Source organism: Pantoea sp. BRR-3P, assembly GCF_039621635.1.
GTDB lineage: Bacteria > Pseudomonadota > Gammaproteobacteria > Enterobacterales > Enterobacteriaceae > Pantoea > Pantoea floridensis.
In genome coordinates this window covers 2,856,242-2,879,564 of record NZ_CP155066.1, presented here as the reverse complement: position 1 = coordinate 2,879,564, position 23,323 = coordinate 2,856,242, and the positions used below count along the sequence as shown (strand labels likewise).

The following is a 23,323-nucleotide window of genomic DNA, read 5'->3' as shown; positions in this document are numbered from 1 at the left end:
ATTTATGGTGTAAATAACATCACGCTGCGCTTTCTTGTTGCGCCAGTACCAGTCCATAGAGGTTGGCAAGCAGATAGCCTTGCTCATACTCTGGAACGGTAAAAGCAAAGAGGCTGAGCAAATCGTGATGCATTTCCTGGATGTTGGCGTAAAAGTCGGAACGGGTGATCTCCGCTAAAATCTCAGCGTCGATCGCCGGGATAATATCGCCCTGGCGTGCTCGCATCATGGCGTTGGCCATGTGCGTAATCATCATTTCTCCCTGCGCATGGCGGATACGCAGATTCCAGTGCTGCTCCAGTCGCGCAATTACCGCCAGCATGCCGTGATAGACATCCTTATCGATAACCTGCGCGTCGTGTAAAATCTGTAAACGTGTTTCCATGTTGATACCTGCTAATAACTCGGTTCCCTGATGCCAAGCGCGACATCTTGTTGATGACGCAGCAGCTGTGGAATATCAATCAGCGACTGCACTAAATGTTGAATCACTTTTGCCTCGTTATGAATCAGCAGCACCGCTTCAGAGGCTTTCATTGCATCGGCACACTCAATCGGTTCCTGCACCAATCCTTCTGCCGCTTCGTCTGTTATATTCCAAATCGCGGCATCAATATCGCCCCGCTGTAGCGCTGCCAGCGTCAGGTTATAAGGCAGCGAAACGCGTTCAATTTCTTGTCCTGCAAAGACGCGTTCAGTGAGCAGGCGCTGATCCGGCGAGCGTGGATCAATGCCGACGCGGCGAATGCTGGCTTTACTGCCTTTGCGGTAGAGCAGCTGGTGACCGGCCACGTAGCTACCGGAACCAAAATTCAGCACCGCCGTGACGTCGCCCTGTTGCAAATAACTTTCCGCTGCCAGATGTGAAACTACCGCCATGTCGTAGACGCCATCGATTAAGCAATCGATACGCACTTCAGCACCACGCATGTGAGCAAAATAGAGCGGGTAACCACTGAACTGCGTTTTAATGGCGCTGGCTAACCCTTCGTAGAGTCGGGTATAAGGCAGCGGCATTGCACACAAAATGTTGCCGATATCGGCCTGCTCAAGCAGCAGAGGAAAATCCATCTTGCTAAGCACCGTGCCGTTGCGTCCGCGGCGATCCAGCGTGACGCACTGGGCCGCTTCAAGACTCTTCAGCGCGTTCTGCACTACGCCCACAGAGAGCGCCAGTTCACTGGACAGCACATCAATGGTTTTCAAACGGTCGCCGGGTTTGAGCCTGAATAAATAGCGAGCCAGACTGACTAAGGCGAGACCTTCTTTTTTGATAAAACCTTTACTCATGCTTAATCTTCATTTTTGTGAACATTTAAATGATGTTTTATTCTACCTCGAGCAGCAAGCAGGGAAGAAGCGGAGTGCGAGACAGGTCACAAATGTTTTGTAGCGATAGCGGACACCTGATGTCCCAATTTGGCTATCTGATGTCTGTAGGCTGACTGGTACGCAAGCGTGATTCTAGTGAAGATAGAGGCTGGAAATGAACGGGAGAAAAAGATGCTGGAACTACGCCCTAACTGCGAATGCTGCGATAAAGATCTGCCGCCGGATGCATCTGATGCACGCATCTGTTCGTTTGAATGCACCTTCTGCGTGACGTGTGCGGAAGGGAGGCTGGCGCAGCGCTGTCCTAATTGCAGCGGTGAACTGGTGCGGCGCCCCATTCGGCCTGCCGCGGCATTGGTACGTCATCCTGCATCGACAACGCGACATTTGTCCGCATCATCCACACGATGAATGAGTTCAGCAAGCTGTGATTCAGCGAAAACTTCAATGCCGTACTGGCGCAGTAATGCTGCCGCAACGCCCTGACCGGCGAGCTGCTGGCCGCTAAAGCTACCGTCATAAATGCGTCGACTACCGCAAGTCGGGCTGCCATCGGTAAGCAGAGCAAAACGACAGTTCGCCTCCTGCGCTGTGCGCAGCGCTAACCACGCCGCCAAAATATAGTGTTGGGTGACATCATGACCATCTGATTCAACAATGCGCGCCGCTCCGGATAAAACGTGCGCTGCGCTACCACCCCGAATTTCGGCGGGTAAACGTGGCGTGTTCAAACCGGCGGCCAGCTCTGGGCAGTGAATGATCAGGCGCTGTTCAGCACGCCAGCGCACTAGCGTTTCTGATATCAAGGCTTTATCACTGGCATTATAACGGACTGCATATCCCATGAGGCAGGCGCTGACTAATATTCTTTCCATGAGATCTTTCTCCTTAAATAAGGTGGAAAATCACGCTGACGTATTAAAGCACTGCACAACATACGTAATATTAAGTGCGATAGTAATCACTGTTGTGCATTAATCTTTCTTAGGAGTGATTCTATCTTATTAATACTGAGTTCATTAATGAATAACGCTAAACTTTGAAAGGGGAAAGCGAAGGTAAGTGATGGCTTACATTCATTTTGTTGATTTTATTGTTTTTTATCTTATGCTGGCACCAGCAGTCTAATTTGGTTTTCTTCATGCACGAGGGGCTGGTCAGAGCACAGACCTTATTTGATGCCGATTCTCTCGCGATAAATGTTATTTCTTACCTTTGATGAGTTTTTGCGTATTTTTCTGAAAATCAGCACGTTTCAACAGAGTTTTTCAATTTTAAATGATATTATTTATCGGCAATGCTAGTGATGTGGCGTTGTGTGCTTCAGTTTTACCCTCATGTTTGCAGGGTTTACCCTTTTATGTCATTTACGGAAATGAATTATCCTCCCGATCCTTGTGGTCGGGATTTTTTATTCCACCGGCTATTACGATTACATGCCTGCGTACTTCATTTAATGAATTAATGTCAAAGAATACACAATCGTTAAGAAAGTGATAATTTGACGTAATTTCTTGTAAGTCTTCGTTTTTTAAGAATTTTGGAAATGCTTTTCCGCCTCCATTTAATCAATAGTAATGCTCAACGGCACAGCAACCGCCGTTATTATTGGAGGCAACACCATGAAAAAAACAACATTAACTCTTATTGCGTCACTTATTACATGCAGCACACTGTTTTCTGGCGCCTCATGGGCGGATGGCCCTAGCGATCAACGCTGGCAGTCACACGGCGGCGATCAACATCAGGATCACGGACGCGGTCCCGATCGTGGCGATAACCGTGGACCGGATCGTGGCGACCATCACGATCGCGGCCCGGGCCCCGATCGTCACGATCATTATGCTGAACATCGCATGCCGGAAGGCCATCATGGCGGCGATCGCTTTGCCTGGGGCGGTCATGACTTCCGTCGCGGCTACCCTGCGCCACCAGAGTTTCGCGGACCGCACTATCGCGTAGATGACTGGCGCAATCGCGGTCTTTATGAGCCGCCACGCGGCGAACATTGGGCATATATCGATGGTAATTATGTGTTGGTAGCGGCAGCAACTGGCATCATCACTGCCATTTTGCTCAACGGCGCTTTCAACTAACGTTTGCAAACGGATGGTCGCGGCCATCCGTGTTTCTCTCCGCTTTATCCGCTCACCAGGTTATTCTCTATCCGACCCGTTTTTCCTTTCTATACGTTAAGGAGTGATGATGACCGTGGTAAAAATGGTGGCGGTGGACAAAGACGGCACCTTCCTAGATGACAAAAAACAGTTCAACCGCACGCGTTTTAACGCCTGCTATCAGGAAATGAAACGGCGCGGTATCAAATTTGTCGTGGCCAGCGGCAACCAATATTACCAACTCAAATCCTTCTTCCCTGAGATTGCCAGTGAAATAGCCTTTGTGGCGGAGAACGGCGCATGGATTATCGATCGTGATGAAGAGTTGTTCTGCGGTGCTTTCTCACGACAGGACATTGATGCGGTGCTGGATACGCTGCACAACGGCAATTATCCCGAACTGCGCTACATCCTGTGCGGACGTAAAAGTGCGTACTACTTCGATGGTCTCGATGAATCATGGCTGGTGAAAATGCGTCACTACTGCCATCGGCTGAAGCCTATCCGCAGCTTGGATGAAGTAGCCGATGATAAGCTGTTCAAGTTCGCGCTAAATTTGTCAGATGATTATGTGGAACCGCTGATGGCGGACATCGAACGCCTGCATCATGGCGCAGCCGCCGCGACCTCAAGTGGACACGGTTCGGTGGATTTGATTGTGCCCGGCAACCATAAGGGCCACGGGCTTGATCTGCTGGGCAAGCGCTGGGGCATCGAACGCAGTGAAATTTTAGTGTTTGGTGATGGCGGTAACGACCTCGAAATGCTGCAGCAGTCGGGCTTTAGCTTTGCGATGGCGAATGCGCCACAGAAGGTGAAAAACGCGGCACGCTTCGAAGCGCCCAGCAATAACGAAGAGGGGGTTTTGCAGGTGATTGAGCACATGCTGGCGGGCAAAGCCCCGTTTACCGGCTAATGATTAAACGGGCAGCATCGGCTGCCCGCTATCACTTAAATAATGCGCCAGGCTGCGGCGATCATCTCCATTAATGTGGGGGCATCGTAGCTGATCCAGCCGTTTTTGCTGTTGGCGCGCGTCACGATCCATTCAACGTCGCTGGCAGAGAGCGTTGGTCCATCAAGCCAGAAAGGCACAATCGCGTGCTGTTGAATCCAGGCTTTCAACGCTAATGCCGGCGGAGCCGGATCGTCTGGCAGCAGCAGCTGGCCGAGTTGTGCCATCAAACGCTGCTGTTCAGCATGTTCGGTTTCCGCCAGCACATCGAGGAATGGGAAGAGTAAGCGTCCGCAGACTTCGCCGTGATGAAAGGGTTTAATCGCTCCCAGTTCACCAGCAATACCGTGGATCACGCCCAAACCGGCACTGCTCAGACACACGCCACCCAACCACGATGCCATCATCATCGCCTCGCGTGCCGCATCCCCACGCTCATCGTCACGATTCAAATCCGGCCAGGCTTTGAAGAACAGCTGCAGCCCATTTAACGCGGTTTGCTGGGTAAATAAATTACCTTTGCGTGACAGATAAGCTTCAAATAAATGGGTAAAGGCATCAATAGCGCAGGTTGCCAACACGCTATCCGGCGCGCCCTTTAGCAGATCGGGATCGAGAATCGCCACCTGTGGCACAAATACCGGATGACGCAGCGAGGCTTTGACCTGAATGTGTTGCTGATCGGTGACGACGGCATTTTGCGTGACTTCGCTGCCGGTGCCCGCGGTGGTGGGAATGGCGATCAGCGGTAAGGTTACGGCTTGCACCGGGGTATCACCGACTTTCTCCAGATAGCGTGCCGTGTTGAGTGGATGTTGCATCATCGCGCTGAAAGCTTTGGCGGCATCCAGTACGCTGCCGCCGCCAATCGCCACCACACGATCAACGTGACCGCGCCAGCGCCGCACCCAGGCGTCGATCTCATCCGGCGAGGCTTCATGGCTGACAATCTCATAGCCGATAATCCGATCGTTCAGCGCAGCGCCCAGGCGCGCCCAAGCCGGACCGTTGAGGAAAGAGCGACCGCAAAACAGCAGCGTTGGCTGAGTATCGGCTGCCAGCAGGGGAATTAACTGGTCGATACTGCCGCGACCAAACAGGGTTTGTTGATTACTGTACAACGCGATCAGATTCTCACTCACCTGCATGTCCTTCTTAAATGGCGAAAGACCCTAGTGTAACGAAAAGCCGTGACACTCCCGCTGCAAACATTCTGATAACGCACAGGCAAAAAGTTGATCACCTTCGCAAAACAGAAATTCCGCCGCTGCGCCAGGTGCTTTGTGCACAATGTTACCCTTAACATGATACCCGTAACATCGTGGCCGTGGTGATTATTCATCCCGCACGCTGCTGTATCCAACATCCTCTGGGATAACCAAAATAAACCGCTGCCGGTAGATTACCGTGCGCAAAAGTGGAGAAAAATTATGCCATTACTCTATGTGGCGATTGGCGTAGCGTTACTGCTGCTGCTGATGATCCGTTTCAAACTGAACGGATTTATTGCGCTGATTCTGGTCGCGCTGGCCGTGGGCGTGATGCAGGGCATGCCGGTCAATAAAGTTATTATCTCGATTAAAAACGGGGTAGGCGGTACCCTGGGCAGTCTGGCGTTGATCATGGGCTTTGGTGCGATGCTGGGAAAACTGCTGGCAGATTGCGGCGGGGCGCAACGTATTGCCACCACGCTGATTGCCAAATTCGGGCAGAAGCATATTCAGTGGGCGCTGGTGCTAACGGGCTTCACCGTGGGCTTTGCATTGTTCTATGAAGTGGGCTTTGTGCTGATGTTGCCGCTGGTATTCAGCATCGCCGCCTCCGCGCGAGTTCCTTTACTGTACGTGGGGGTACCGATGGCGGCGGCACTCTCCGTCACGCACGGTTTCCTGCCACCGCATCCGGGTCCAACAGCGATTGCCACACTGTTTAACGCAGATATGGGTAAAACGCTGCTCTACGGTACGCTGCTGGGTATTCCTACCGTGATTCTTGCTGGTCCGGTTTATGCGCGTTTCCTGAAAGGAATTGATAAACCGATCCCGGAAGGATTGTGGAATCCGAAAACTTTTACCGAGGCAGAGATGCCAGGATTTGGCGTCAGCGTCTGGACAGCATTGGTGCCCGTAGTACTTATGGCATTGCGTGCGGTGGCGGAAATGCTGTTGCCAAAAGGTCACGTGCTGTTGCCTTATGCGGAGTTTTTCGGCGACCCGATTATGGCTACATTGATCGCGGTACTGATTGCCATCTTTACCTTCGGGCTAAACCGTGGACGCAGCATGGATGAGGTGATGGCTACCATTACAGATTCCATTAAAATTATCGCCATGATGCTGCTGATTATTGGCGGCGGCGGGGCGTTTAAACAGGTGCTGGTGGACAGCGGTGTGGATAAATACATCGCTAATATGATGCATGCAACCAATCTGTCGCCGATCTTTATGGCGTGGTCGATTGCCGCCGTGCTGCGCATTGCATTAGGGTCGGCCACCGTTGCGGCGATCACCGCAGGCGGGATTGTCGCACCGCTAATTGTTACCAGTGGTGCCAGCCCAGAATTGATGGTGATTGCCGTTGGCTCAGGCAGCGTCATTTTCTCGCATGTGAACGATCCGGGCTTCTGGCTCTTCAAAGAGTATTTCAACCTGACCATCGGCGAAACCTTCCGCTCATGGTCAGCGCTGGAAACCATCATTTCTGTATGTGGTTTGGTGGGATGTTTGCTGCTGGCCAGCGTTATATAAGCATTCAGGCTGAGGCTGCGCGCCTCAGCCTTGCGCCGTTTACTGCGTTAGCGCACGGAAAGCCGCGAGTTCTTCCTGAGGCATACCCGCTTGCAGCGCCGCTGCACAGATTTGCTGCCAACTGTTGTTATCAAGCGGAATACCGTCGCGATAGCGCGCCACTCTGTTGTGTTCTTCCCATTCACCGGGCACCTGAATGGCTTCATTGCCACTTTGAGGTGACTGTTTCACCCAATCGAGGAATGATTCAGCCTCTTCTTGCATGGCTGGTGCATCAAACGCCTCCGGGTTTACGATAATGGTTGTCATGCAGTTGAAAATGGCATCGTGACTGGTGACCAGCGTCTCATCATGCGTGGTGCGACCGCCCGACAGCGCACCGCCGAAAATTTCACACATCGTCGCCAGCGCATAACCTTTGTGCAGGCCAAACGGCATCAGCGAACCATAAGGTGCCTGGTGCATTACGCCCGGTTCCATGGTCGGTTTGCCCTGATGATCGATCAGATAACCCGGCGCAACCTGCTGCTCTTTGTTCCACGCCACCCGAGTCTTACCGAAGGCGATACCGCTGGTGGCGAAATCGAGCAACAGGGGTTTGGTATTACGGCGCGGGAAAATTGCACAGAAGGGATTGGTGCCAAAACGTCTATCGCTGCCGTTATAAGGGGCAACCATCGGATCGCCCATCACGTTCACGAAATGGAAAGAGACAAAACCCGCTGCGGCGCACTGTTCCGCCCAATGACCGATGCGACCAATATGATGCGAATGATGGAGTCCCACTGCTGCGATGCCCAATTTGGCTGCACGCTCAATGCCAAGCTGCATCGCCTCATATGCAGCAACCTGACCAAACCCGTTGTTAGCATGAAGCGTCAGTACCGCGCCAGCATCTTTTTCGACAGTTGGGTGTTGGTTCAGCTGCAGGAAGCCTTGCGCCAGCGAGTTCATATAGCTTGGGATCATGCCGATGCCGTGCGAATCATGTCCCGCCAGGTTTGCGGCAACCAGGTGTTCAGCCACTAATTGAGCTTCTTGCGCGCTGCTGCCAGCATGGAGCCAAATGGCTTGAACAAACTGATGCAGGTGGGAAGGGGGAATGCGATGTTGAGTACTCACGCGGTTAATCTCCTTATCATGGTCAATAACGCATCCTGCGACGAAAACGGCGATAACCGCAAGTCAGCAAATTAAGTAAAGGGCCACAAGCTGTGGCCCAAAAACTCAGTGCGGCTGTTCGAAGCCCGCTTTGACCATTTGATCGCGCAGTGCACGCGTGATTTCACGGTTCCCACCCGTGATAGGGTAAATGACATTGTTGACGACATCGTCAAGATAATGCTCTTCAAACTCCTGCATGGTGAGTTGCGTACCACCTTCGTCGTTGATGGCAATGCTGCCACTTATGTGGTTGCCGTAATCCTTTGCCTTAAGGCTATAACGCCCCATGCTGGTATTAATTGTGCTCATAATCATCTCCTTGTTACGTAGGCATTGATAACAATTGAGGCCTCTTCAGGCGCTATAAGTTTAGACTGTGGATAGGCGGTAAATGCACTAACAAGGCGGATGAAAATTGAACGCTGCGACCTGTCTCGCAGAAATTAATTTTCAGACAAGCGCAGCGGCGTTAATAGGCATGGGCACGTTTAAGGCGGGAAGCGAAACCAGAATCATCATCTATACTGGATAACAGATACCTTATTTTTCATACAAGAAGGAGCGAACAATGAAAATAATCCTGTGGGTCATAGCCATCATCTTCATCGTTGGGTTATTAACTTTAACCGGCGTATTTAAACTTATCTTCTGATATAGACAGGCACCTTCGGGTGCCTTCATGCTTTATTCGGCACAGGCTTTAGTGGCATTCTGATCGTCCATCACCAATTCACAGATATCGGCGAGATTCAGCGGCTTATAACATTGTGCACAACAGGCCCCATGATGGTCTGGCAAATCCACCTTTTCACGATGGTATGAAGTGTAAAAGAATTTAGCGCAACCACAGCGGCTGCAACGAATCGTCATCTTTGTTCCTTCCCTCTCCGTCCTGGAAAGTCGAGATTTATCTTATTCGTGCGCTGAGTTCAAATGGTAAATTTTATTAATTTATTCTGCGCGTGAATAATTCTCTCTAACTTGTTGAATACAATATGGTTGCACCATGTGACCGTTTCTCAGAGTTTGCATTTTTTGTACATAAAGCCACATCACTCATTCGTTTACCTGCCATTTCAAATCACTTCTTCTTCTTAAGGCAAAATTAACCGCTCGAATGTTTAAGAAACAAGAAAAGGCCTGGAGAGAGTGGCGTCTTTTTTTTAATACACTTTCAGCACATTAAAATAAAAACTCAGTTCTGCATGTAGACGAAAACCTCATCGCTGTGGGGCTGAAGTTTTAGAATGACCCATAGGAAATATCGTTGTGAATCGGCAAATTTCTGCAGCCCTGTTGGGTTGTATTTTGACCTCATCGGTCTCGTTTTCGGCATCAGCAGAAACCACATCGCAAGCCGTTAAATCTGGCTGGAGTACTTTCAGCGACAATGTTTCCCAAACATGGTCACAACCGCAGAATTACGATTTTTATTTACCTGCAATCACCTGGCATAATCGTTGGACTTACGACGACAGACACATCAAAAAATACAATGAACGTCCCTGGGGCGCGGGTGCTGGTGTATCGCGCTGGGATGAAAAGGGTAATTGGCACGGCATCTATGCCATGGCATTTAAAGACTCTTTTAACAAATGGGAGCCGATAACCGGCTACGGCTGGGAGGCCACCTGGCGCCCCTTAAACAATCAAGATTTTCATCTGGGCGCAGGTTATACCGTAGGCGTGACGGCGAGGGATAATTGGAAATATATTCCCGTTCCCTTTATTTTACCTTTGGCATCAATCGGATATGGACCTGCGACGTTCCAGATGACGTATATTCCTGGAACGCACAATAACGGCAACGTTTACTTTGCCTGGTTGAGGGTGGAGTTTTAAGCGTTAGCGATGCGCAGAAAGTGTGATCAGGACGCAAAAAATCAATATTTATCACTTTTTCATCAAATCGCACTGGACAAATGTCACCGCAATTGCTGTACTAGACGTCGACACAGTTTAGTGTCCTTTTTTCATGTAAAGGTAATATAGATGTCTAAGATCAAAGGTAACGTAAAGTGGTTTAATGAGTCGAAAGGCTTCGGTTTCATTACTCCAGAAGATGGCAGCAAAGATGTGTTCGTACACTTCTCTGCTATCAACAGCAACGGTTTCAAAACTCTGGCTGAAGGTCAACGCGTTGAGTTCGAAATCACTGACGGCGCTAAAGGCCCATCAGCTGCTAACGTTATCGCACTGTAATTAACAGTTCGAATTCTGAAAACCCGCCTAATGGCGGGTTTTTTTTATGCCTGCCACCAGAGAATCATCCATGCAACCACGGCGAGCGTACTGACGCTGAGCGCCATTAACTCGTTAAAATCATGTGGAATCAGATTCTTCATTTTCTTGCCTCAGAGAGTGATTTTCCACAGCATGGCAGTCCCAGATTAAGCCAGCCTTAAGCCGACATGACGTTACTATGACAAGGCAGATTCTGCGGCGCATCTCACAGATAATTCCCGTAACAACCCTACAACAATCCTTACTTGCAGATTTTTCGCTGGCAACGCTATATAACTGCTCAGGGAAATGTCAGGAGGCAGGATGAACATACGTCAGGCAGAGGCAAAAGACAGTTTTGCGTTGAGTGCGTTGCTAACCGAATTAGGCTACAGCGCGACGGAAGGGTTTATTGATAAGCGTCTGGAGCAGCTTTGTCATCATCCAGACGAAATATTGCTGGTCGCTGAACATGGCAGCCAGGTCTTGGGTTTTCTTTCACTTCATTTTATTCCTCAGCTGGCGTTGGCCGGCGATTTTGCCCGCATCAGCTATTTCTGTATTGCCGAAGGCGAACGCAGTAAGGGCAGTGGCCAGCAATTGTTGAATCATGCTGAACAGCTGGCGCGTTCGCACGGCTGTGACCGTATGGAAGTGCATTGCCACTCTTCACGCCTTAAAGCTAATCAGTTCTATGCACGCGAAGGCTATGTGGAGTCTCCGCGCTACCACATTAAAGCTCTGAGCTAAGATTGAGTTCACGGCCGCTGGCAATCACGATGGCGTCGGCGATACTGTCAAGTTGTGCGAAAGGTAGCAGCGCCGCGCTGACGCGAATGAATTGCCTGCTATTGATACTACAGCGTTCGCCTGGCAGCACGGCAATGCCACGTGCTGCCAGCGTGATCATCGCGTATTGTTCAGATTGCACGGGGATCCACACGCTCAATCCATCGCGTTCCTCGAGGAGAAGTCCTCGTTTCGCCAACGCGGCCAGCAACTGTTGACGACGCTGCGCATAGGTGGCCCTCGCATGCTGAACACGCTGCTGAGTATCTTCATCATTGAGCATCCACGCCACGGCATCCTGCAGAATACGGCTGGTCCAGCTAACGCCAAAGTTACGCCAGGCCTGTAAACGTTTCACCATTTCTGAAGTACCAGACAGCACCGCCAGACGCAAATCCGGGCCATACGCTTTGGAAAACGAGTGTACGTGCAGCACGCGCTCGGGGTAGTGGAAGCCAAGGCTCCATACTGGCCATCTCGATAGATCGCCAATACCATCGTCCTCCACGATGATAGTTGTGCTGTTCGCCAGCACGCGGGCTAACTCGGCGCTACGCCGCTGGCTGACGCTGTGTCCGGTGGCTGAATGGGTACGGGGTTGATAGATAAACATCGCCGGAGATTTTTGCAGCAGCGTAGCGAGAGCGGTGGCTATCGGTCCTTGTTCATCGCACGGCAGCGGCAGAATTTCCGCACCGATATTGTCGAGAATGTCCAACAGACGTGTGGCGGTAGGATCTTCAATGACCACGCGATCGCCTGGTGATAGCAACGTTTGCACAATCAGATTCATGGCATCAAATCCGCCATCGGTTGCCAGCCAGGCTTCAGCGGGATAAGGCCAACGTGGCGTAATCGCGGTCTGCAACTGGGGGGAAATCGCCTCACGTTGATAGCTGTTCAACTGAGGGGAGGCAAGGCCTGCCAGCATCGCCTGACGCAGATCTGGCAGCAGGGACGGATCGGGCGAAGCCATTGCCAATGATGCCCGAACATTTTCACCGTAATTGCCAATTTTCTCAAAACGTATAGGGCGCGGCATCACACTATTGCCGCTCACCCACACGCCGCTGCGGCCTTTCCCCGCCAGCACTTTCTGCTTTTTTAGCTGCGCCCAGGCCGCCGACACGGTGGCCGGACTCACCCCCAATCGTTCTGCCAGCTCACGCACGGCGGGCATTTGCATGCCCACAGCAATCTCGCCATCGCGAATCAAGGTTGATGTGGCATGCGTAATGCCTTTCACCGAAGCGTCAGTGATGTGCTGACTCAGCCACGCCAAATCCACAATTTGCGTCATAAGAAAATCCTTTGTTCAGTAACAAATAATAGATTGTTCAGATTAGTATTCGCGTTTTAGACTCAAATTCAAGCACTATTTGCTGCAAAAACCATCACAGCTGTAAAGCTGGCAAAACAGACGGGGAAAGCATAACTATGGTAACCATTAGACTGGCGGTGCGTGACTGGGACTACTTCACCCCGCTGGCACTTGGCGACATCAAGCCAGAAGGGTTTTCGCTGGAAATTGATCGCGTGGGCACATTGGTTGATAACCTGGCAACCAGCGATCAATATGATGCGGGTGAAGTGTCGTTCAGCCGCTTTGCCCAGGCCCGCGCGAAAGGCGACTCCTCATTGCTGGGACTACCGCATTTTCTCATGCGCGGTTTCCGTCAGCGCTGCATCATCACCACGCGTGAGAGCCCGCTTACTTCGCCTGCACAGTTGAAGGGTAAAAAGATTGGCGTGACGGGATGGCAGGATTCCGGCAACACCTGGACGCGCACCGTACTGCGTGAAGCGGGTGTTGAGATCGATGATGCCTACTGGTTTGCCGGGCGTTTGACGGCGGAACATCCTGTTGTCGATCGCCTGGCCGGTTTTGGTCGTCCGGGTCGCATCGAGCCAGCGCCGGGGGAGCGTCCACTGATCGACCTGCTGAAAACGGGCGAGCTGGATGCGGTATTCACGCCGTTTATGCCGGAAGGTTTTTTCCTTGCCGATTCAGGGCTGCGCCAGCTGCAGCTAGATTTCGCCGCTGCTGAGCGTGACTACTTTAATCGTGTTGGTTACGTGCCAGGCATTCATATCCTGGCAATAAAACCTGCATTGGCAGACGCGCATCCCTGGCTGCCCCAGGCACTGAGCGAGATTATCGATCGCTCCTACCATATGTGGATGAAGAAGCGCGAAAAATACGCGGATACCACGCCGTGGCTGCTGGATGATTTGCGACGTACCGCGCAGGAATTACCTGCCGACTGGAATCAAAACGGCTTTGCCGCTAACAAAAAGATGATTGCCGACTTTGCTAATGAGCTATTCCAGCAAAGCCTAACGAAAACATTGCTAACGCCAGAGGCGATCTTTCCGGCGGCGGCACGAGGAGAATAATCATGAAAGTCGCAATGGGGCAATTTGCCGTCAGCCGTGAATGGCAAGAAAACACCGATATTTGCATCGGATTGATGAATAAGGCGCTGGCGGGTGGCGCGGATCTGCTGGTACTGCCAGAGGGCGTGCTGGCGCGCGATATCGCCGATCCCGATCTGGTACTGAAAGCCGCGCAGCCGCTTGATGGTCCTTTCGTTACGCAGCTGCTGGCTGTCAGCAAAGGCAACATGCTCACCACCATGATGAGCGTGCATGTGCCGACCGAAGGAGAGAAAGCGCTCAACGTGCTGATCGCCATCCGCAACGGTGAAATCATCGCAAAGTACGTCAAGCTGCATCTGTACGATGCTTTTGCCATGCAGGAGTCACAGCGTGTTAACCCCGGACGAGAAATTCCGCCGCTGGTCGAAGTAGCCGGCATGAAAGTGGGCCTGATGACCTGTTATGACGTGCGCTTCCCGGAGCTGGCGCGCCGTTTAGTGCTGGATGGCGCCGAGGTGTTGGTGCTGCCGGCCGCGTGGGTGAAAGGCCCGCTGAAAGAGATGCATTGGGAGTTACTGACCACAGCGCGGGCGCTGGAAAATACCTGTTACATGGTGGCGGTGGGCGAATGTGGTCCACGCAATATCGGTAACAGCCTGGTGATCGATCCCCTCGGCGTAGCGATAGCCAAAGCACCTGAATCGGCCGCACTGGTGTTTGCCGATCTCGATCCACAGCGCATCGCCTATGCGCGCAGTGTGCTGCCGGTGCTGGAAAATCGCTGTTTTGCGCGTCCTGAACTTAAACCACTTTGAATGCTGGGGAATCGACTGATGAAAACTTTTGCTACCGCCATCGCGCTTTCATTAGGTCTGACGGCCTGTTTCGCTCAGGCCGCGGAGGCTATTCCTGCGCAAAAAATGGATCAGGCACTGCACGATCGCCTGCCAGCGGAAATTAAGCGCAGTGGAAAGATGATCTCAGTAAATAACGGATCTTTTCCTCCGTATGAAATCGTTAATGGGCCGCACACAATGGACGGCGCATCCGCCGATCTGACCGAAGCGCTGGCGCAGCTGTTGGGCGTGAAGATAGAGCATGCAACCGTGAGCGGGCTATCCGGTGTGCTCACCGGCATCAATTCTGGCCGCTATCAAATGGCGATTGGCCCCATTGGTGATTATCCGGATCGTCAGCAGAAGGTCGACTTTATCGATTTTGTGCAGGAGTTTGTGGTGTTTGGCGTACAGAAAGGTAATCCGTCAAAGATCAACGGGCTGGAAGATACCTGCGGCAAGCGCATTGCGGTAATGGCAGCCGGTTCAGCTGAACAGGTGATTCGCAAGCAGTCAGATGCCTGTGTTGCGGCGGGTAAACCGGCAGTGGTCGTGCAATCGTTTACCGATCAGCCTTCGTCGATTTTAGCCGTTCGGTCTAAACGTTCCGATGCGTTCTTCTCATCACAGGCGCCGCTGACTTACTTTATCGAGCAGGCTAACGGTCAACTGGAATTATCGGGCAAAGGCAAGAAAAACGGCTTTGGCGATATTTTCCAGGGCACCGTGATGCCGAAAGGTTCGGAACTGGGGAACGTGGTACTGGACGCGTACAAAGAGCTGTTTAGCAACGGCACTTACGCGGCGATCATGAAGAAGTGGAAACTAGACGGTAACGTATTACAGCAACCAGGTCGTAATCTGGCGCAAGGGGCAGCAAAATGAGTCTCATCACCAACAATTCGCGAGCCAGGGATAAGGCCGACGTGCAGCAGCGCGATGTGGCTTTCGCCCGCAGTGCACCCACGTATGGGCGCTGGATCTCATGGATTGTGGTGCTGGTTATCGCCGCTGATTTCCTCTGGCTGGTGGCGACTAACCCCAATTTCGAATGGAAAGTGGTGCTGCAGTGGTTTACCGAAGGTTCGGTAATGAAGGGGCTTCAGGTCACGCTTGGCTTGACGGTGGTGTCGATGATTCTCGGCACGCTACTGGGATTGTTACTCGGTGTCTGGCGACTATCGGAAAACAGATTGCTGAGTGGCATAGCGTCGCTCTATATCTGGTTTTTCCGCGGTACGCCGCTGCTGGTGCAACTGATTTTCTGGTACAACCTGTCGACGCTATTTCCTACACTTTCAATCAGTGTTCCCTGGACGGATATCACCTTTGCCAGCTGGAACACCAACGATCTGATTACGCCACTCACCGCCGCGATTGCCGGGCTGGCGCTCAATGAAGCGGCGTACATGGCCGAAATCATTCGCGCGGGCTTGCTATCAGTGGATAACGGTCAGGTGGAAACCACGCAGGCGTTTGGCATGAGCCGCAGCCGTGCGTTACGCCGGGTCATTATCCCACAGGCGATGCGTTCGATTATTCCACCGACGGGCAATCAGCTGATCAGCATGATCAAAGCCACGTCGCTGGTGAGCGTGATCGCCATGGGCGATCTGCTGTATTCGGTGCAGGCTGTCTATAACCGCACCTTTGAAATTATCCCGATGCTGATGGTGGCGGTGATTTGGTATCTGTTTATCACCTCTATTCTCAACGTGGGCCAATCCGCGATTGAACGTTACTACGCACGCGGCACTACGCGCAGAGTGATGAATAAACGCCGCAGCGTGGCAAACGATCAAACCCCGGCCGTCGCACAGCGGTTGAAGGAGGATGTATGAATCAGGTTCAGCCGCTGGTGCGAGCACGTAATGTGCAGAAGAGTTATGGCGATAATGAAGTGCTGAAAGGCATTGATCTCGATGTGTTTCCTGGCGAAGTGGTGGTGATTCTGGGGCCGTCAGGTTCGGGTAAATCGACTTTCCTGCGCTGCATTAACCATCTGGAGGACATGAATGCCGGTTCGATCATGGTTGGTGAGGATCAGATCGGTTACGAACTTAAACGTGGCATCTTGCACCGTTTATCGGCGCGTAAAATTGCGCATCAGCGTCAGAAAATTGGCATGGTATTTCAGCAGTTCAATCTCTATCCGCATATGACGGTGCTGCAAAATATCATTGAGGCGCCGATTGGCGTGCACAAGTTTCCACGGCAAGACGCGCTAAAGCATGCACGCGAACTGCTCGCTACGGTGGGACTGAGTGATAAAGCGGATGCCTGGCCGCGTCATCTTTCAGGCGGGCAGCAGCAGCGCGTGGCCATTGCTCGTGCGCTGGCGATAAAACCGGCGCTGATGCTATTTGATGAGCCCACCTCGGCGCTCGATCCTGAGTTGGTTGGCGAAGTGCTAGCCACCATGCGGACCTTAGCCGATCAAGGCCTAACCATGATTGTGGTCACGCATGAAATTGGTTTTGCGCGTGAAGCAGCCGATCGTGTGGTATTTATGGATGGCGGCGTGGTGGTGGAGCAGGGCGCGCCAGAACAGGTGATTGGCAATCCACAGCATCCGCGGACGCAGGCCTTTCTCAGCCGCTTTATCTAGCCCGTGGTCTCACTCTGTTACAGATTGCAGTTGAGGCCGGCTATAAACTGCGCGTTAATAGGCAGGTCCGTTTTTCACAATGGTTGAAAGGTAAATTATGGAAGGTATCAGTATTGCCAAACTGCTGATCATCGGTGCGCTCATCGTACTGCTTTTTGGCACCAACAAGTTACGTTCACTGGGTGGCGATCTGGGTTCCGCAATCAAAGGCTTTAAAAAAGCCATGAAAGATGATGAATCCGGCGCATCCAAAAGTAGCGCTGAAGAAGTGCCCGCCGATCGGGTAAGCCACAAAGAGTAATTACTGCGCTGAAGGTCAATAAGTGTAAGTATTTATTACGTTGATAAAAAACCAGGCTGTTGCCAGTCTGGTTTTTGTTTTTTATCTCATAGCGCGTTTTGAAGACGCAATATTATTTCACTTCCAGGCCTTTTGCCTGCATGTCAGCGTGATACGAAGAGCGTACAAACGGGCCGCAGGCCGCATGGGTGAAGCCCATCGCCATCGCTTCTTCTTTCATCTCGTCAAACTCAGCTGGACTGACATAACGTTGCACGGGCAAGTGATGACGGCTTGGCTGCAAATACTGTCCCAGCGTCAGCATAGTGACGCCGTGGCGACGCAAATCGCGCATCACTTCAATGATTTCGGCATTCGTTTCGCCAAGGCCAACCATCAAACCTGATTTGGTTGGAATTTCCGGATGCGCTTCTTTAAAACGCTCCAGCAATTTCAGTGACCAATCATAGTTCGCACCAGGGCGTACCTGACGGTAAACGCGCGGTACGTTTTCCAGGTTGTGGTTGAACACATCCGGTGGCGTGGCATTAAGAATTTCCAGCGCACGATCCATACGACCACGGAAGTCAGGCACCAGCGTTTCAATTTTGATGGTTGGGCTTTTTTCGCGAATGGCCGTGATGCAGTCGGCAAAGTGCTGTGCACCGCCGTCACGCAGGTCATCACGATCCACAGACGTGATAACCACATAACGCAGCGCCATATCGGCGATGGTTTGTGCCAGTTTCAGCGGTTCGTTGGCATCCGGCATATTTGGACGGCCATGTGCCACATCGCAGAAGGGGCAGCGACGGGTACAGATTGCGCCGAGAATCATAAAGGTTGCGGTACCGTGGTTAAAACACTCTGCGAGGTTAGGGCAAGAGGCTTCTTCGCACACCGAGTGCAGACCATTTTTACGCATCGCGGCTTTGATGCCCTGAATGCGGCTTGAATCCGCAGGCAGTTTGATCTTCATCCATTCCGGCTTACGCAGAATTTCTTCACGCTCAACCACCACGGTTTTCACCGGGATGAGCGCCATTTTGTCGGCATCGCGATACTTGACGCCACGTTCCATCTGAATTGGTTTACTCATAAATCTGCAGGTTCCGGTCGGGATTGCGATTTGAAAGCTTCCTCACTCAAACTGAGAACCAGGCTTTCAACTTTTTTTGAAAATATGGCAAAAATTATATCATCTCGTCTGCTCATAAGCAGCCGATTAGCCGGTGCAAAAGTTACAATTTTGTAAATTCGCACGTACAGTCAAGGTTGAATCGCGTCCTCACTGCGCCATTCCAGCTGGCTAAATCCGGTTAAACGCGCAAAATGCGCGACCAGTGGCGGCTGTACATCTGCGGGCGTAACGCCTGGCTGGAACTGGCTGAGTTGCGTCATCTGCATGCCCGCATATCCGCAGGGATTGATGCGTAAGAAGGGGGCTAAATCCATCGCCACATTGAGCGCCAAACCATGAAATGAGCAGCCTTTGCGAATGCGCAGACCGAGCGAGCAAATCTTGTCATCGCCAACATACACGCCCGGCGCATCCGCGCGAGCACGAGCGTTAATGCCATAGTCGGCCAGCGTCGCAATTACCGTCTCTTCTAACGCTGTCACTAATTCACGTACGCCCATCTTGCGGCGTTTCACGTCAATCAGCACATACATCACCTGTTGGCCTGGCCCGTGATAGGTGACCTGGCCGCCACGATCGCTTTGTACCACCGGAATATCGCCCGGCATCAGCAAATGTTCCGCTTTGCCTGCCTGGCCTTGAGTAAACACGGGATGATGCTCAACCAGCCAAATTTCATCGGCCGTGGTGCTGTCGCGCCGATCGGTGAAGTGATGCATCGCATCTGAGATGGGTTGCCAATCGCGCTGGCCGAGTTGACGAACAAGAAGCGTATTAGCTGACAAAGCGAAGATCCGATAGAGAGTGGAGGGCAGAGTATAACGCTGGCAAAGTGGACTTTGCCAGCGCCAGAATTACAGCACCATACGCACGATTTCGATATTGCCCAGCTCTTCGTACAAGGTTTCAACTTGCTCAATGTGGGTGGCGGTGATGGTAATCGACACTGAGTGATAGTTGCCTTTGCTGCTTGGTTTAACGTCAGGTTTGTAATCGCCTGGCGCGTGGCGCTGCACCACTTCAACCACTTGATCAACCAGCTCCGGCTGCGCCAAACCCATCACTTTATAGGTAAAAGGGGTAGGGAATTCGAGCAGTTCATTCAATTTGGTTTTCATAGATTCACTCCGGTGCTTAAAAAAACAGGCTCCCGCCGGGGCGGGAGCAAAGATAGTAACTTATTTGGGGGCAAATTGGCGTTTTTTCAAGCGCGCCTTAGCCGAACCAGTGATGGAACATTAATTTGATGTAATCAATAATGCGGCCGAAGAAACCGCCTTCCTGTACTTCGTTCAACACCACCAACGGACGCTGCTCAACGGTTTTGCCATCAAGCTGGAAGTTGATGCTGCCAACCACCTGATTTTTCTGCAGCGGTGCGTGCAGTTCGGTGTTGTTCAGCACATAGCTGGCTTTCAGATCTTTCATGCGGCCACGCGGGATGGTCAGATAGGCATCTTTTTCCACGCCGAGCTGCACACGATCGCTATTACCAAACCAAACCGGTTCAGAGGCGAACTCTTTGCCTGCTTTCAGTGGCGCCACCGTTTCGAAGAAGCGGAAGCCCCATGTCAGCAGTTTTTTACTTTCGGTTTCACGACCTTTATAGGTACGGCCGCCCATTACCGCTGAGATCAAACGCATCTGGCCTTCTGTTGCAGAGGCCACCAGGTTGTAGCCTGCTGCATCTGTATGACCGGTTTTGATGCCATCAACGTTCAGGCTGGTATCCCACAACAAACCATTACGGTTGGTCTGGCGGATATTATTGAAGGTGAAATCTTTTTCACGGTAAACCGCATACTCATCCGGTACGTCACGGATCAGCGCCTGACCGATCAGCGCCATATCGCGCGGCGAGCTATATTGGCCTTCTGCATCCAAACCATGCACGGTCTGGAAGTGGGTGTTTTTCAGGCCCAGCGCACCAACGTAGTTGTTCATTAGGTTGACGAATGCATCCTGGCTACCTGCGACGTAGTCAGCCATGGCTACGCAGGCATCGTTCCCCGACTGCAGCACGATACCGCGCGTCAGCTGTGAAACCGGTACGCGATCGCCCGGTTTGAGGAACATCAGCGATGAACCTTTGAATACGGGATTACCGGTAGCCCAGGCATCTTTTCCCACGGTAACGATGTCATCGTTATGGATTTTGCCCGCCTTGACCGCCTGACCAATCACGTAGCTGGTCATCATTTTGGTCAGGCTCGCCGGATCGCGACGTGCATCCGCGTTCTTTTCGGCCAGCACTTTACCGGAGTTATAGTCGATCAGCACATAAGCTTCGGCATCAATGTCCGGCACGCCCGGAATCATAGTCTTAAGGTTCACATCGTCCGCAAAAGCGACGTGGCTGAGAGAAAGGGCGATCAGTGATCCCACTGTCAGGCGTTTCAGAAAACGAGAAGGTTTCAGCGTATTCATGTTCAGGACTACAACATCCGTGGGTTTAGAGTGAAAAAAGTGCCTAACTATAGCAAACGTCCGATCGGGCGACATCTTGCTTTGCAAATCAGTTTCAGCAGGAAATGTCACTGTCCGTTACATCGAAGGACGGGCAGTGGTAATAAATGAGCTCATTTGCGCTTCCGTGTTCAGGCGCTGCTGCAACGCAACTGCATCGGCGCGGCTTTTAAAGCCACCAAGCTGGATGCGATAGACGTTGCCATTGGCTTCAACTGCACCCGGTACGCCAAAGCGTTTGCCCAGGCTATCCGCCAGCTGACGCGCACGCGTGGCATCGTTAATGGCACCAACCTGCACCACATAGCCGCTGCCTGCATGGGCATTTTGGCTGCTGGCGGGTGCGGCACTTGCTGCTGCTGGTGACGAGGGAACCGGTGCCGCTGGTGGCGGTTCGCTGCCTTCCAGCACGCCGTTGGCTAAGGGCTGCGGTGCGCCAAGAAAACCACTGCTCTGCACGGGGGCGCCCATGTTGCCATTACTTTGCAGCGTACTGTTATCCACGGGGCGTACATCTTGCGGTGCAGGCGCGGGGGCACTGCCACCGGTCATGACCATGCCGCCACCCAGGTCTGGACGAGCGGGCAGGGCATAGCTCTGTTTGGCAACGGTAGTGCCAATGGTTCCGGGCCCGGAGACGGAACCATCGGGTGCCACTTTAATGTAATCAACGCGCACGCGGGTGTTGTTGGAAATATTCAGGCGATCGCCTGCGGCTCGCGACAGGTCAATAATACGTCCCGGCGTGTAAGGACCCCGATCGTTAACCCGCACCACAATTTGGCGGCCGTTAGCGAGGTTGGTCACGCGCACATAGCTTGGCAGTGGCAGCGTGGGATGCGCGGCGGTCATTGCTTCAGGGTCGTAAGATTCACCGATAGCGGTGCGATTACCTTGTGCTTCATCGCCATACCAGGCCGCCAAACCCACTTCGCTGTAGTTCGACGGATCCTTAATCACGCGGTAACTTTTACCATTGACGCTGTAATCCTGGCTGGTAGAAGGATTGATCGGTTCATAACGCGGTTCTACGCCGGGGATTTCCACCACCGGGCCGTTATAGGCCGGTTGCGGCGGCGCAGTGTTATTCTGCGGTTCCGGTGTGGAACAGGCAGCCAGTACCAATGATGCCAGTGCAACCCCAAGCCAGTCCTTACGCATGTGCAGCCTCTTAAACGCTTTTAGATAACATTTTTCGATGAGTATGGATCGACATCACGATGCCAAACCCAGCCATTAACACAATCAATGCCGATCCGCCGTAACTCACCAGCGGCAGCGGTACGCCAACCACCGGTAAGATACCACTTACCATGCCAATGTTAACGAAAACATAAACGAATAAAATCAGCATCAAACCGCCAGCCATTACGCGGCCAAAGGTCGTTTGCGCGCGAGCGGCGATAATCAGGCCGCGCATGATCAGCAGCAAATAGAGTACCAGCAATAACAATACGCCAACCAGGCCGAGCTCTTCCGCTAACACCGCAAAGATGAAGTCGGTATGGCGCTCAGGCAGGAACTCGAGCTGAGACTGCGTACCGTGTAGCCAGCCCTTACCGCGCAGGCCGCCCGAGCCGATGGCAATTTTCGACTGAATGATGTGGTAACCAGCGCCAAGCGGATCGCTTTCCGGATCCAGCAGCATCATCACGCGGTCACGTTGATAATCATGCATCAGGAAGAACCACAGAATGGGGATGAAAGCCGCCACTAATAGCACTGCCACGCCAATCAGCTTCCAGCTCATACCGGATAAGAACAGTACAAACAGACCGGATGCGGCGATCAGAATCGAGGTGCCGAGGTCAGGTTGCGCCGCCACCAGCAGCGTGGGCATGAAAATCAGCACCAGTGCGATGCCGGTATTTTTCAGCGTTGGCGGGCACACATCGCGGTTGATAAAGCGCGCCACCATCAGCGGCACGGCAATCTTGGCAATTTCCGAGGGCTGAAAACGCACGAAACCGAGATCGAGCCAGCGCTGCGCGCCTTTACTGATATGGCCAAAGGCATCGACCGCGACCAGCAAAATCACGCAGACAATGTAGAGGTAGGGCGCCCAGCTTTCATAGACGCGTGGCGGCACCTGTGCCAGCACCAGCATGATCACAATACCCATGGCTATTTGTCCGAACTTGCGCTCAGTCATGCCCGGGTCCTGTCCGCTGGCGCTCCAGATGACGACGGCGCTATAGGCCAGCAGGCTGAGAATGATCAGCATAAATAACGGGTCAATATGGATACGCGTCCAGATCGACCTTTTCTGCGGATTATCGTTCATGG

Annotated in this window: 26 protein-coding genes and 1 pseudogene; 13 read left to right on the top strand and 14 right to left on the bottom strand. The window is 52.4% G+C overall.

The genetic code is table 11. The annotated features are described in order from the left end of the window. Positions 1 to 19: 19 nt before the first annotated feature. A complete protein-coding gene (locus AAGR08_RS13455) occupies positions 20 to 385 on the bottom strand; it encodes a PRD domain-containing protein (protein ID WP_345827099.1) in 366 nt (121 codons plus the stop codon). Between the two features lie 11 nt (positions 386 to 396). Then, a complete protein-coding gene (gene yhfZ / locus AAGR08_RS13450) occupies positions 397 to 1,290 on the bottom strand; it encodes a GntR family transcriptional regulator YhfZ (RefSeq protein WP_097094612.1) in 894 nt (297 codons plus the stop codon). A 213-nt stretch (positions 1,291 to 1,503) separates the two neighbouring features. On the opposite strand from yhfZ, the gene AAGR08_RS13445 reads away from it, so the two are divergent. After that, complete coding sequence (locus tag AAGR08_RS13445) at positions 1,504 to 1,743, top strand: DUF1272 domain-containing protein (RefSeq protein WP_097097575.1); 240 nt, start codon at positions 1,504 to 1,506, stop codon at positions 1,741 to 1,743. Here the strand turns inward: AAGR08_RS13445 and AAGR08_RS13440 are convergent. After that, positions 1,695 to 2,207 (bottom strand): DUF523 domain-containing protein, encoded by a 513-nt coding sequence (locus AAGR08_RS13440; RefSeq protein WP_345827098.1) that lies wholly within the window; start codon positions 2,205 to 2,207, stop codon positions 1,695 to 1,697. The genes AAGR08_RS13445 and AAGR08_RS13440 overlap by 49 nt on opposite strands. A gap of 747 nt (positions 2,208 to 2,954) precedes the next feature. Between AAGR08_RS13440 and AAGR08_RS13435 the strand changes: the two genes are divergently transcribed. Both AAGR08_RS13435 and AAGR08_RS13430 read left to right on the top strand, forming a co-directional pair. Then, positions 2,955 to 3,428, top strand: a complete 474-nt coding sequence (locus AAGR08_RS13435; protein ID WP_345827097.1) for an RcnB family protein — start codon at positions 2,955 to 2,957, stop codon at positions 3,426 to 3,428. Between the two features lie 109 nt (positions 3,429 to 3,537). Beyond that, positions 3,538 to 4,365: a Cof-type HAD-IIB family hydrolase gene (locus tag AAGR08_RS13430; protein WP_345827096.1), complete on the top strand. Its 828-nt coding sequence runs from the start codon at positions 3,538 to 3,540 to the stop codon at positions 4,363 to 4,365. A 35-nt stretch (positions 4,366 to 4,400) separates the two neighbouring features. Here the strand turns inward: AAGR08_RS13430 and AAGR08_RS13425 are convergent. After that, positions 4,401 to 5,710, bottom strand: a pseudogene (locus tag AAGR08_RS13425) (iron-containing alcohol dehydrogenase). Positions 5,711 to 5,834: 124 nt separating this feature from the next. Between AAGR08_RS13425 and gntT the strand changes: the two are divergent. Further along, positions 5,835 to 7,151 (top strand): gluconate transporter, encoded by a 1,317-nt coding sequence (gene gntT, locus AAGR08_RS13420; protein WP_097094609.1) that lies wholly within the window; start codon positions 5,835 to 5,837, stop codon positions 7,149 to 7,151. A gap of 39 nt (positions 7,152 to 7,190) precedes the next feature. On the opposite strand, the gene AAGR08_RS13415 is transcribed toward gntT, so the two are convergent. From AAGR08_RS13415 to AAGR08_RS13405, 3 genes are all read right to left on the bottom strand, one after another. After that, a complete protein-coding gene (locus AAGR08_RS13415; RefSeq protein WP_345827095.1) occupies positions 7,191 to 8,273 on the bottom strand; it encodes a malate/lactate/ureidoglycolate dehydrogenase in 1,083 nt (360 codons plus the stop codon). A gap of 105 nt (positions 8,274 to 8,378) precedes the next feature. Next, positions 8,379 to 8,624 carry a hypothetical protein gene (locus AAGR08_RS13410; RefSeq protein ID WP_007890717.1) on the bottom strand — a complete coding sequence of 82 codons (246 nt, stop codon included), beginning with the start codon at positions 8,622 to 8,624 and terminating at the stop codon, positions 8,379 to 8,381. A 375-nt stretch (positions 8,625 to 8,999) separates the two neighbouring features. Next, on the bottom strand, positions 9,000 to 9,185 hold the full coding sequence (locus tag AAGR08_RS13405) for a hypothetical protein (protein ID WP_097094607.1): 186 nt from the start codon (positions 9,183 to 9,185) through the stop codon (positions 9,000 to 9,002). A gap of 423 nt (positions 9,186 to 9,608) precedes the next feature. On the opposite strand from AAGR08_RS13405, the gene pagP reads away from it, so the two are divergent. The 3 genes from pagP to AAGR08_RS13390 all read left to right on the top strand — a co-directional run bounded on the left by pagP (position 9,609) and on the right by AAGR08_RS13390 (position 11,288). Continuing rightward, positions 9,609 to 10,157: a lipid IV(A) palmitoyltransferase PagP gene (gene pagP, locus AAGR08_RS13400; RefSeq protein WP_176519192.1), complete on the top strand. Its 549-nt coding sequence runs from the start codon at positions 9,609 to 9,611 to the stop codon at positions 10,155 to 10,157. 150 nt (positions 10,158 to 10,307) lie between these two features. Next, complete coding sequence (gene cspE, locus AAGR08_RS13395) at positions 10,308 to 10,517, top strand: transcription antiterminator/RNA stability regulator CspE (RefSeq protein ID WP_007890714.1); 210 nt, start codon at positions 10,308 to 10,310, stop codon at positions 10,515 to 10,517. 345 nt (positions 10,518 to 10,862) lie between these two features. Then, a complete protein-coding gene (locus AAGR08_RS13390; RefSeq protein ID WP_097094605.1) occupies positions 10,863 to 11,288 on the top strand; it encodes a GNAT family N-acetyltransferase in 426 nt (141 codons plus the stop codon). On the opposite strand, the gene AAGR08_RS13385 is transcribed toward AAGR08_RS13390, so the two are convergent. After that, positions 11,272 to 12,627 (bottom strand): aminotransferase class I/II-fold pyridoxal phosphate-dependent enzyme, encoded by a 1,356-nt coding sequence (locus AAGR08_RS13385; protein ID WP_097094604.1) that lies wholly within the window; start codon positions 12,625 to 12,627, stop codon positions 11,272 to 11,274. The two genes, AAGR08_RS13390 and AAGR08_RS13385, sit on opposite strands and share 17 nt — an antisense overlap. Positions 12,628 to 12,764: 137 nt before the next feature. Here AAGR08_RS13385 and AAGR08_RS13380 point away from each other — a divergent pair, with 137 nt between their 5' ends. The 6 genes from AAGR08_RS13380 to tatE all read left to right on the top strand — a co-directional run bounded on the left by AAGR08_RS13380 (position 12,765) and on the right by tatE (position 17,451). Next, positions 12,765 to 13,724, top strand: coding sequence for a nitrate ABC transporter substrate-binding protein (locus tag AAGR08_RS13380; protein ID WP_176519121.1), 960 nt, complete (start codon positions 12,765 to 12,767; stop codon positions 13,722 to 13,724). Positions 13,725 to 13,726: 2 nt separating this feature from the next. Further along, positions 13,727 to 14,521, top strand: a complete 795-nt coding sequence (locus tag AAGR08_RS13375; RefSeq protein ID WP_097094602.1) for a deaminated glutathione amidase — start codon at positions 13,727 to 13,729, stop codon at positions 14,519 to 14,521. An 18-nt stretch (positions 14,522 to 14,539) separates the two neighbouring features. Then, the gene (locus tag AAGR08_RS13370; protein ID WP_345827094.1) at positions 14,540 to 15,427 is read left to right on the top strand and encodes an ABC transporter substrate-binding protein; all 888 of its coding nucleotides are present in this window, start codon (positions 14,540 to 14,542) and stop codon (positions 15,425 to 15,427) included. Beyond that, positions 15,424 to 16,383: an amino acid ABC transporter permease gene (locus tag AAGR08_RS13365; RefSeq protein WP_345827093.1), complete on the top strand. Its 960-nt coding sequence runs from the start codon at positions 15,424 to 15,426 to the stop codon at positions 16,381 to 16,383. The genes AAGR08_RS13370 and AAGR08_RS13365 overlap by 4 nt, the downstream gene beginning before the upstream one ends. Further along, a complete protein-coding gene (locus AAGR08_RS13360; RefSeq protein ID WP_097094600.1) occupies positions 16,380 to 17,150 on the top strand; it encodes an amino acid ABC transporter ATP-binding protein in 771 nt (256 codons plus the stop codon). Before AAGR08_RS13365 ends, AAGR08_RS13360 begins: the two co-directional genes overlap by 4 nt. A 97-nt stretch (positions 17,151 to 17,247) precedes the next feature. Beyond that, positions 17,248 to 17,451: a twin-arginine translocase subunit TatE gene (gene tatE / locus AAGR08_RS13355; RefSeq protein WP_345827092.1), complete on the top strand. Its 204-nt coding sequence runs from the start codon at positions 17,248 to 17,250 to the stop codon at positions 17,449 to 17,451. Positions 17,452 to 17,563: 112 nt separating this feature from the next. On the opposite strand, the gene lipA is transcribed toward tatE, so the two are convergent. From lipA to mrdB, 6 genes are all read right to left on the bottom strand, one after another. Then, positions 17,564 to 18,529, bottom strand: a complete 966-nt coding sequence (gene lipA / locus AAGR08_RS13350; RefSeq protein ID WP_097094598.1) for a lipoyl synthase — start codon at positions 18,527 to 18,529, stop codon at positions 17,564 to 17,566. A gap of 170 nt (positions 18,530 to 18,699) precedes the next feature. Then, entirely contained in the window at positions 18,700 to 19,356 is a 657-nt protein-coding gene (gene lipB / locus AAGR08_RS13345) for a lipoyl(octanoyl) transferase LipB (RefSeq protein ID WP_345827091.1), read from the bottom strand. Between the two features lie 69 nt (positions 19,357 to 19,425). Next, entirely contained in the window at positions 19,426 to 19,689 is a 264-nt protein-coding gene (gene ybeD / locus AAGR08_RS13340; RefSeq protein ID WP_097094596.1) for a DUF493 family protein YbeD, read from the bottom strand. 97 nt (positions 19,690 to 19,786) lie between these two features. After that, entirely contained in the window at positions 19,787 to 20,998 is a 1,212-nt protein-coding gene (dacA, locus tag AAGR08_RS13335) for a D-alanyl-D-alanine carboxypeptidase DacA (RefSeq protein WP_007890701.1), read from the bottom strand. A gap of 117 nt (positions 20,999 to 21,115) precedes the next feature. Beyond that, positions 21,116 to 22,198, bottom strand: a complete 1,083-nt coding sequence (gene rlpA, locus AAGR08_RS13330) for an endolytic peptidoglycan transglycosylase RlpA (protein ID WP_345827090.1) — start codon at positions 22,196 to 22,198, stop codon at positions 21,116 to 21,118. 10 nt (positions 22,199 to 22,208) lie between these two features. After that, the gene (gene mrdB, locus AAGR08_RS13325) at positions 22,209 to 23,321 is read right to left on the bottom strand and encodes a peptidoglycan glycosyltransferase MrdB (RefSeq protein ID WP_097097572.1); all 1,113 of its coding nucleotides are present in this window, start codon (positions 23,319 to 23,321) and stop codon (positions 22,209 to 22,211) included. Positions 23,322 to 23,323 lie beyond the last annotated feature (2 nt).

Excerpts from the sequence above, each read along its gene's own strand:
- tatE (WP_345827092.1), top strand. The coding sequence starts at position 17,248 with ATGGAAGGTATCAGTATTGCCAAACTGCTGATCATCGGTGCGCTCATC.
- AAGR08_RS13435 (WP_345827097.1), top strand. The coding sequence starts at position 2,955 with ATGAAAAAAACAACATTAACTCTTATTGCGTCACTTATTACATGCAGC.
- AAGR08_RS13445 (WP_097097575.1), top strand. The coding sequence starts at position 1,504 with ATGCTGGAACTACGCCCTAACTGCGAATGCTGCGATAAAGATCTGCCG.
- gntT (WP_097094609.1), top strand. The coding sequence starts at position 5,835 with ATGCCATTACTCTATGTGGCGATTGGCGTAGCGTTACTGCTGCTGCTG.
- AAGR08_RS13370 (WP_345827094.1), top strand. The coding sequence starts at position 14,540 with ATGAAAACTTTTGCTACCGCCATCGCGCTTTCATTAGGTCTGACGGCC.
- AAGR08_RS13360 (WP_097094600.1), top strand. The coding sequence starts at position 16,380 with ATGAATCAGGTTCAGCCGCTGGTGCGAGCACGTAATGTGCAGAAGAGT.
- lipA (WP_097094598.1), bottom strand. The coding sequence starts at position 18,529 with ATGAGTAAACCAATTCAGATGGAACGTGGCGTCAAGTATCGCGATGCC.
- AAGR08_RS13385 (WP_097094604.1), bottom strand. The coding sequence starts at position 12,627 with ATGACGCAAATTGTGGATTTGGCGTGGCTGAGTCAGCACATCACTGAC.
- AAGR08_RS13365 (WP_345827093.1), top strand. The coding sequence starts at position 15,424 with ATGAGTCTCATCACCAACAATTCGCGAGCCAGGGATAAGGCCGACGTG.
- AAGR08_RS13410 (WP_007890717.1), bottom strand. The coding sequence starts at position 8,624 with ATGAGCACAATTAATACCAGCATGGGGCGTTATAGCCTTAAGGCAAAG.
- mrdB (WP_097097572.1), bottom strand. The coding sequence starts at position 23,321 with ATGAACGATAATCCGCAGAAAAGGTCGATCTGGACGCGTATCCATATT.
- yhfZ (WP_097094612.1), bottom strand. The coding sequence starts at position 1,290 with ATGAGTAAAGGTTTTATCAAAAAAGAAGGTCTCGCCTTAGTCAGTCTG.
- AAGR08_RS13440 (WP_345827098.1), bottom strand. The coding sequence starts at position 2,207 with ATGGAAAGAATATTAGTCAGCGCCTGCCTCATGGGATATGCAGTCCGT.
- AAGR08_RS13405 (WP_097094607.1), bottom strand. The coding sequence starts at position 9,185 with ATGACGATTCGTTGCAGCCGCTGTGGTTGCGCTAAATTCTTTTACACT.
- AAGR08_RS13380 (WP_176519121.1), top strand. The coding sequence starts at position 12,765 with ATGGTAACCATTAGACTGGCGGTGCGTGACTGGGACTACTTCACCCCG.
- AAGR08_RS13390 (WP_097094605.1), top strand. The coding sequence starts at position 10,863 with ATGAACATACGTCAGGCAGAGGCAAAAGACAGTTTTGCGTTGAGTGCG.
- AAGR08_RS13375 (WP_097094602.1), top strand. The coding sequence starts at position 13,727 with ATGAAAGTCGCAATGGGGCAATTTGCCGTCAGCCGTGAATGGCAAGAA.
- ybeD (WP_097094596.1), bottom strand. The coding sequence starts at position 19,689 with ATGAAAACCAAATTGAATGAACTGCTCGAATTCCCTACCCCTTTTACC.
- dacA (WP_007890701.1), bottom strand. The coding sequence starts at position 20,998 with ATGAATACGCTGAAACCTTCTCGTTTTCTGAAACGCCTGACAGTGGGA.
- AAGR08_RS13430 (WP_345827096.1), top strand. The coding sequence starts at position 3,538 with ATGACCGTGGTAAAAATGGTGGCGGTGGACAAAGACGGCACCTTCCTA.
- AAGR08_RS13455 (WP_345827099.1), bottom strand. The coding sequence starts at position 385 with ATGGAAACACGTTTACAGATTTTACACGACGCGCAGGTTATCGATAAG.
- rlpA (WP_345827090.1), bottom strand. The coding sequence starts at position 22,198 with ATGCGTAAGGACTGGCTTGGGGTTGCACTGGCATCATTGGTACTGGCT.
- cspE (WP_007890714.1), top strand. The coding sequence starts at position 10,308 with ATGTCTAAGATCAAAGGTAACGTAAAGTGGTTTAATGAGTCGAAAGGC.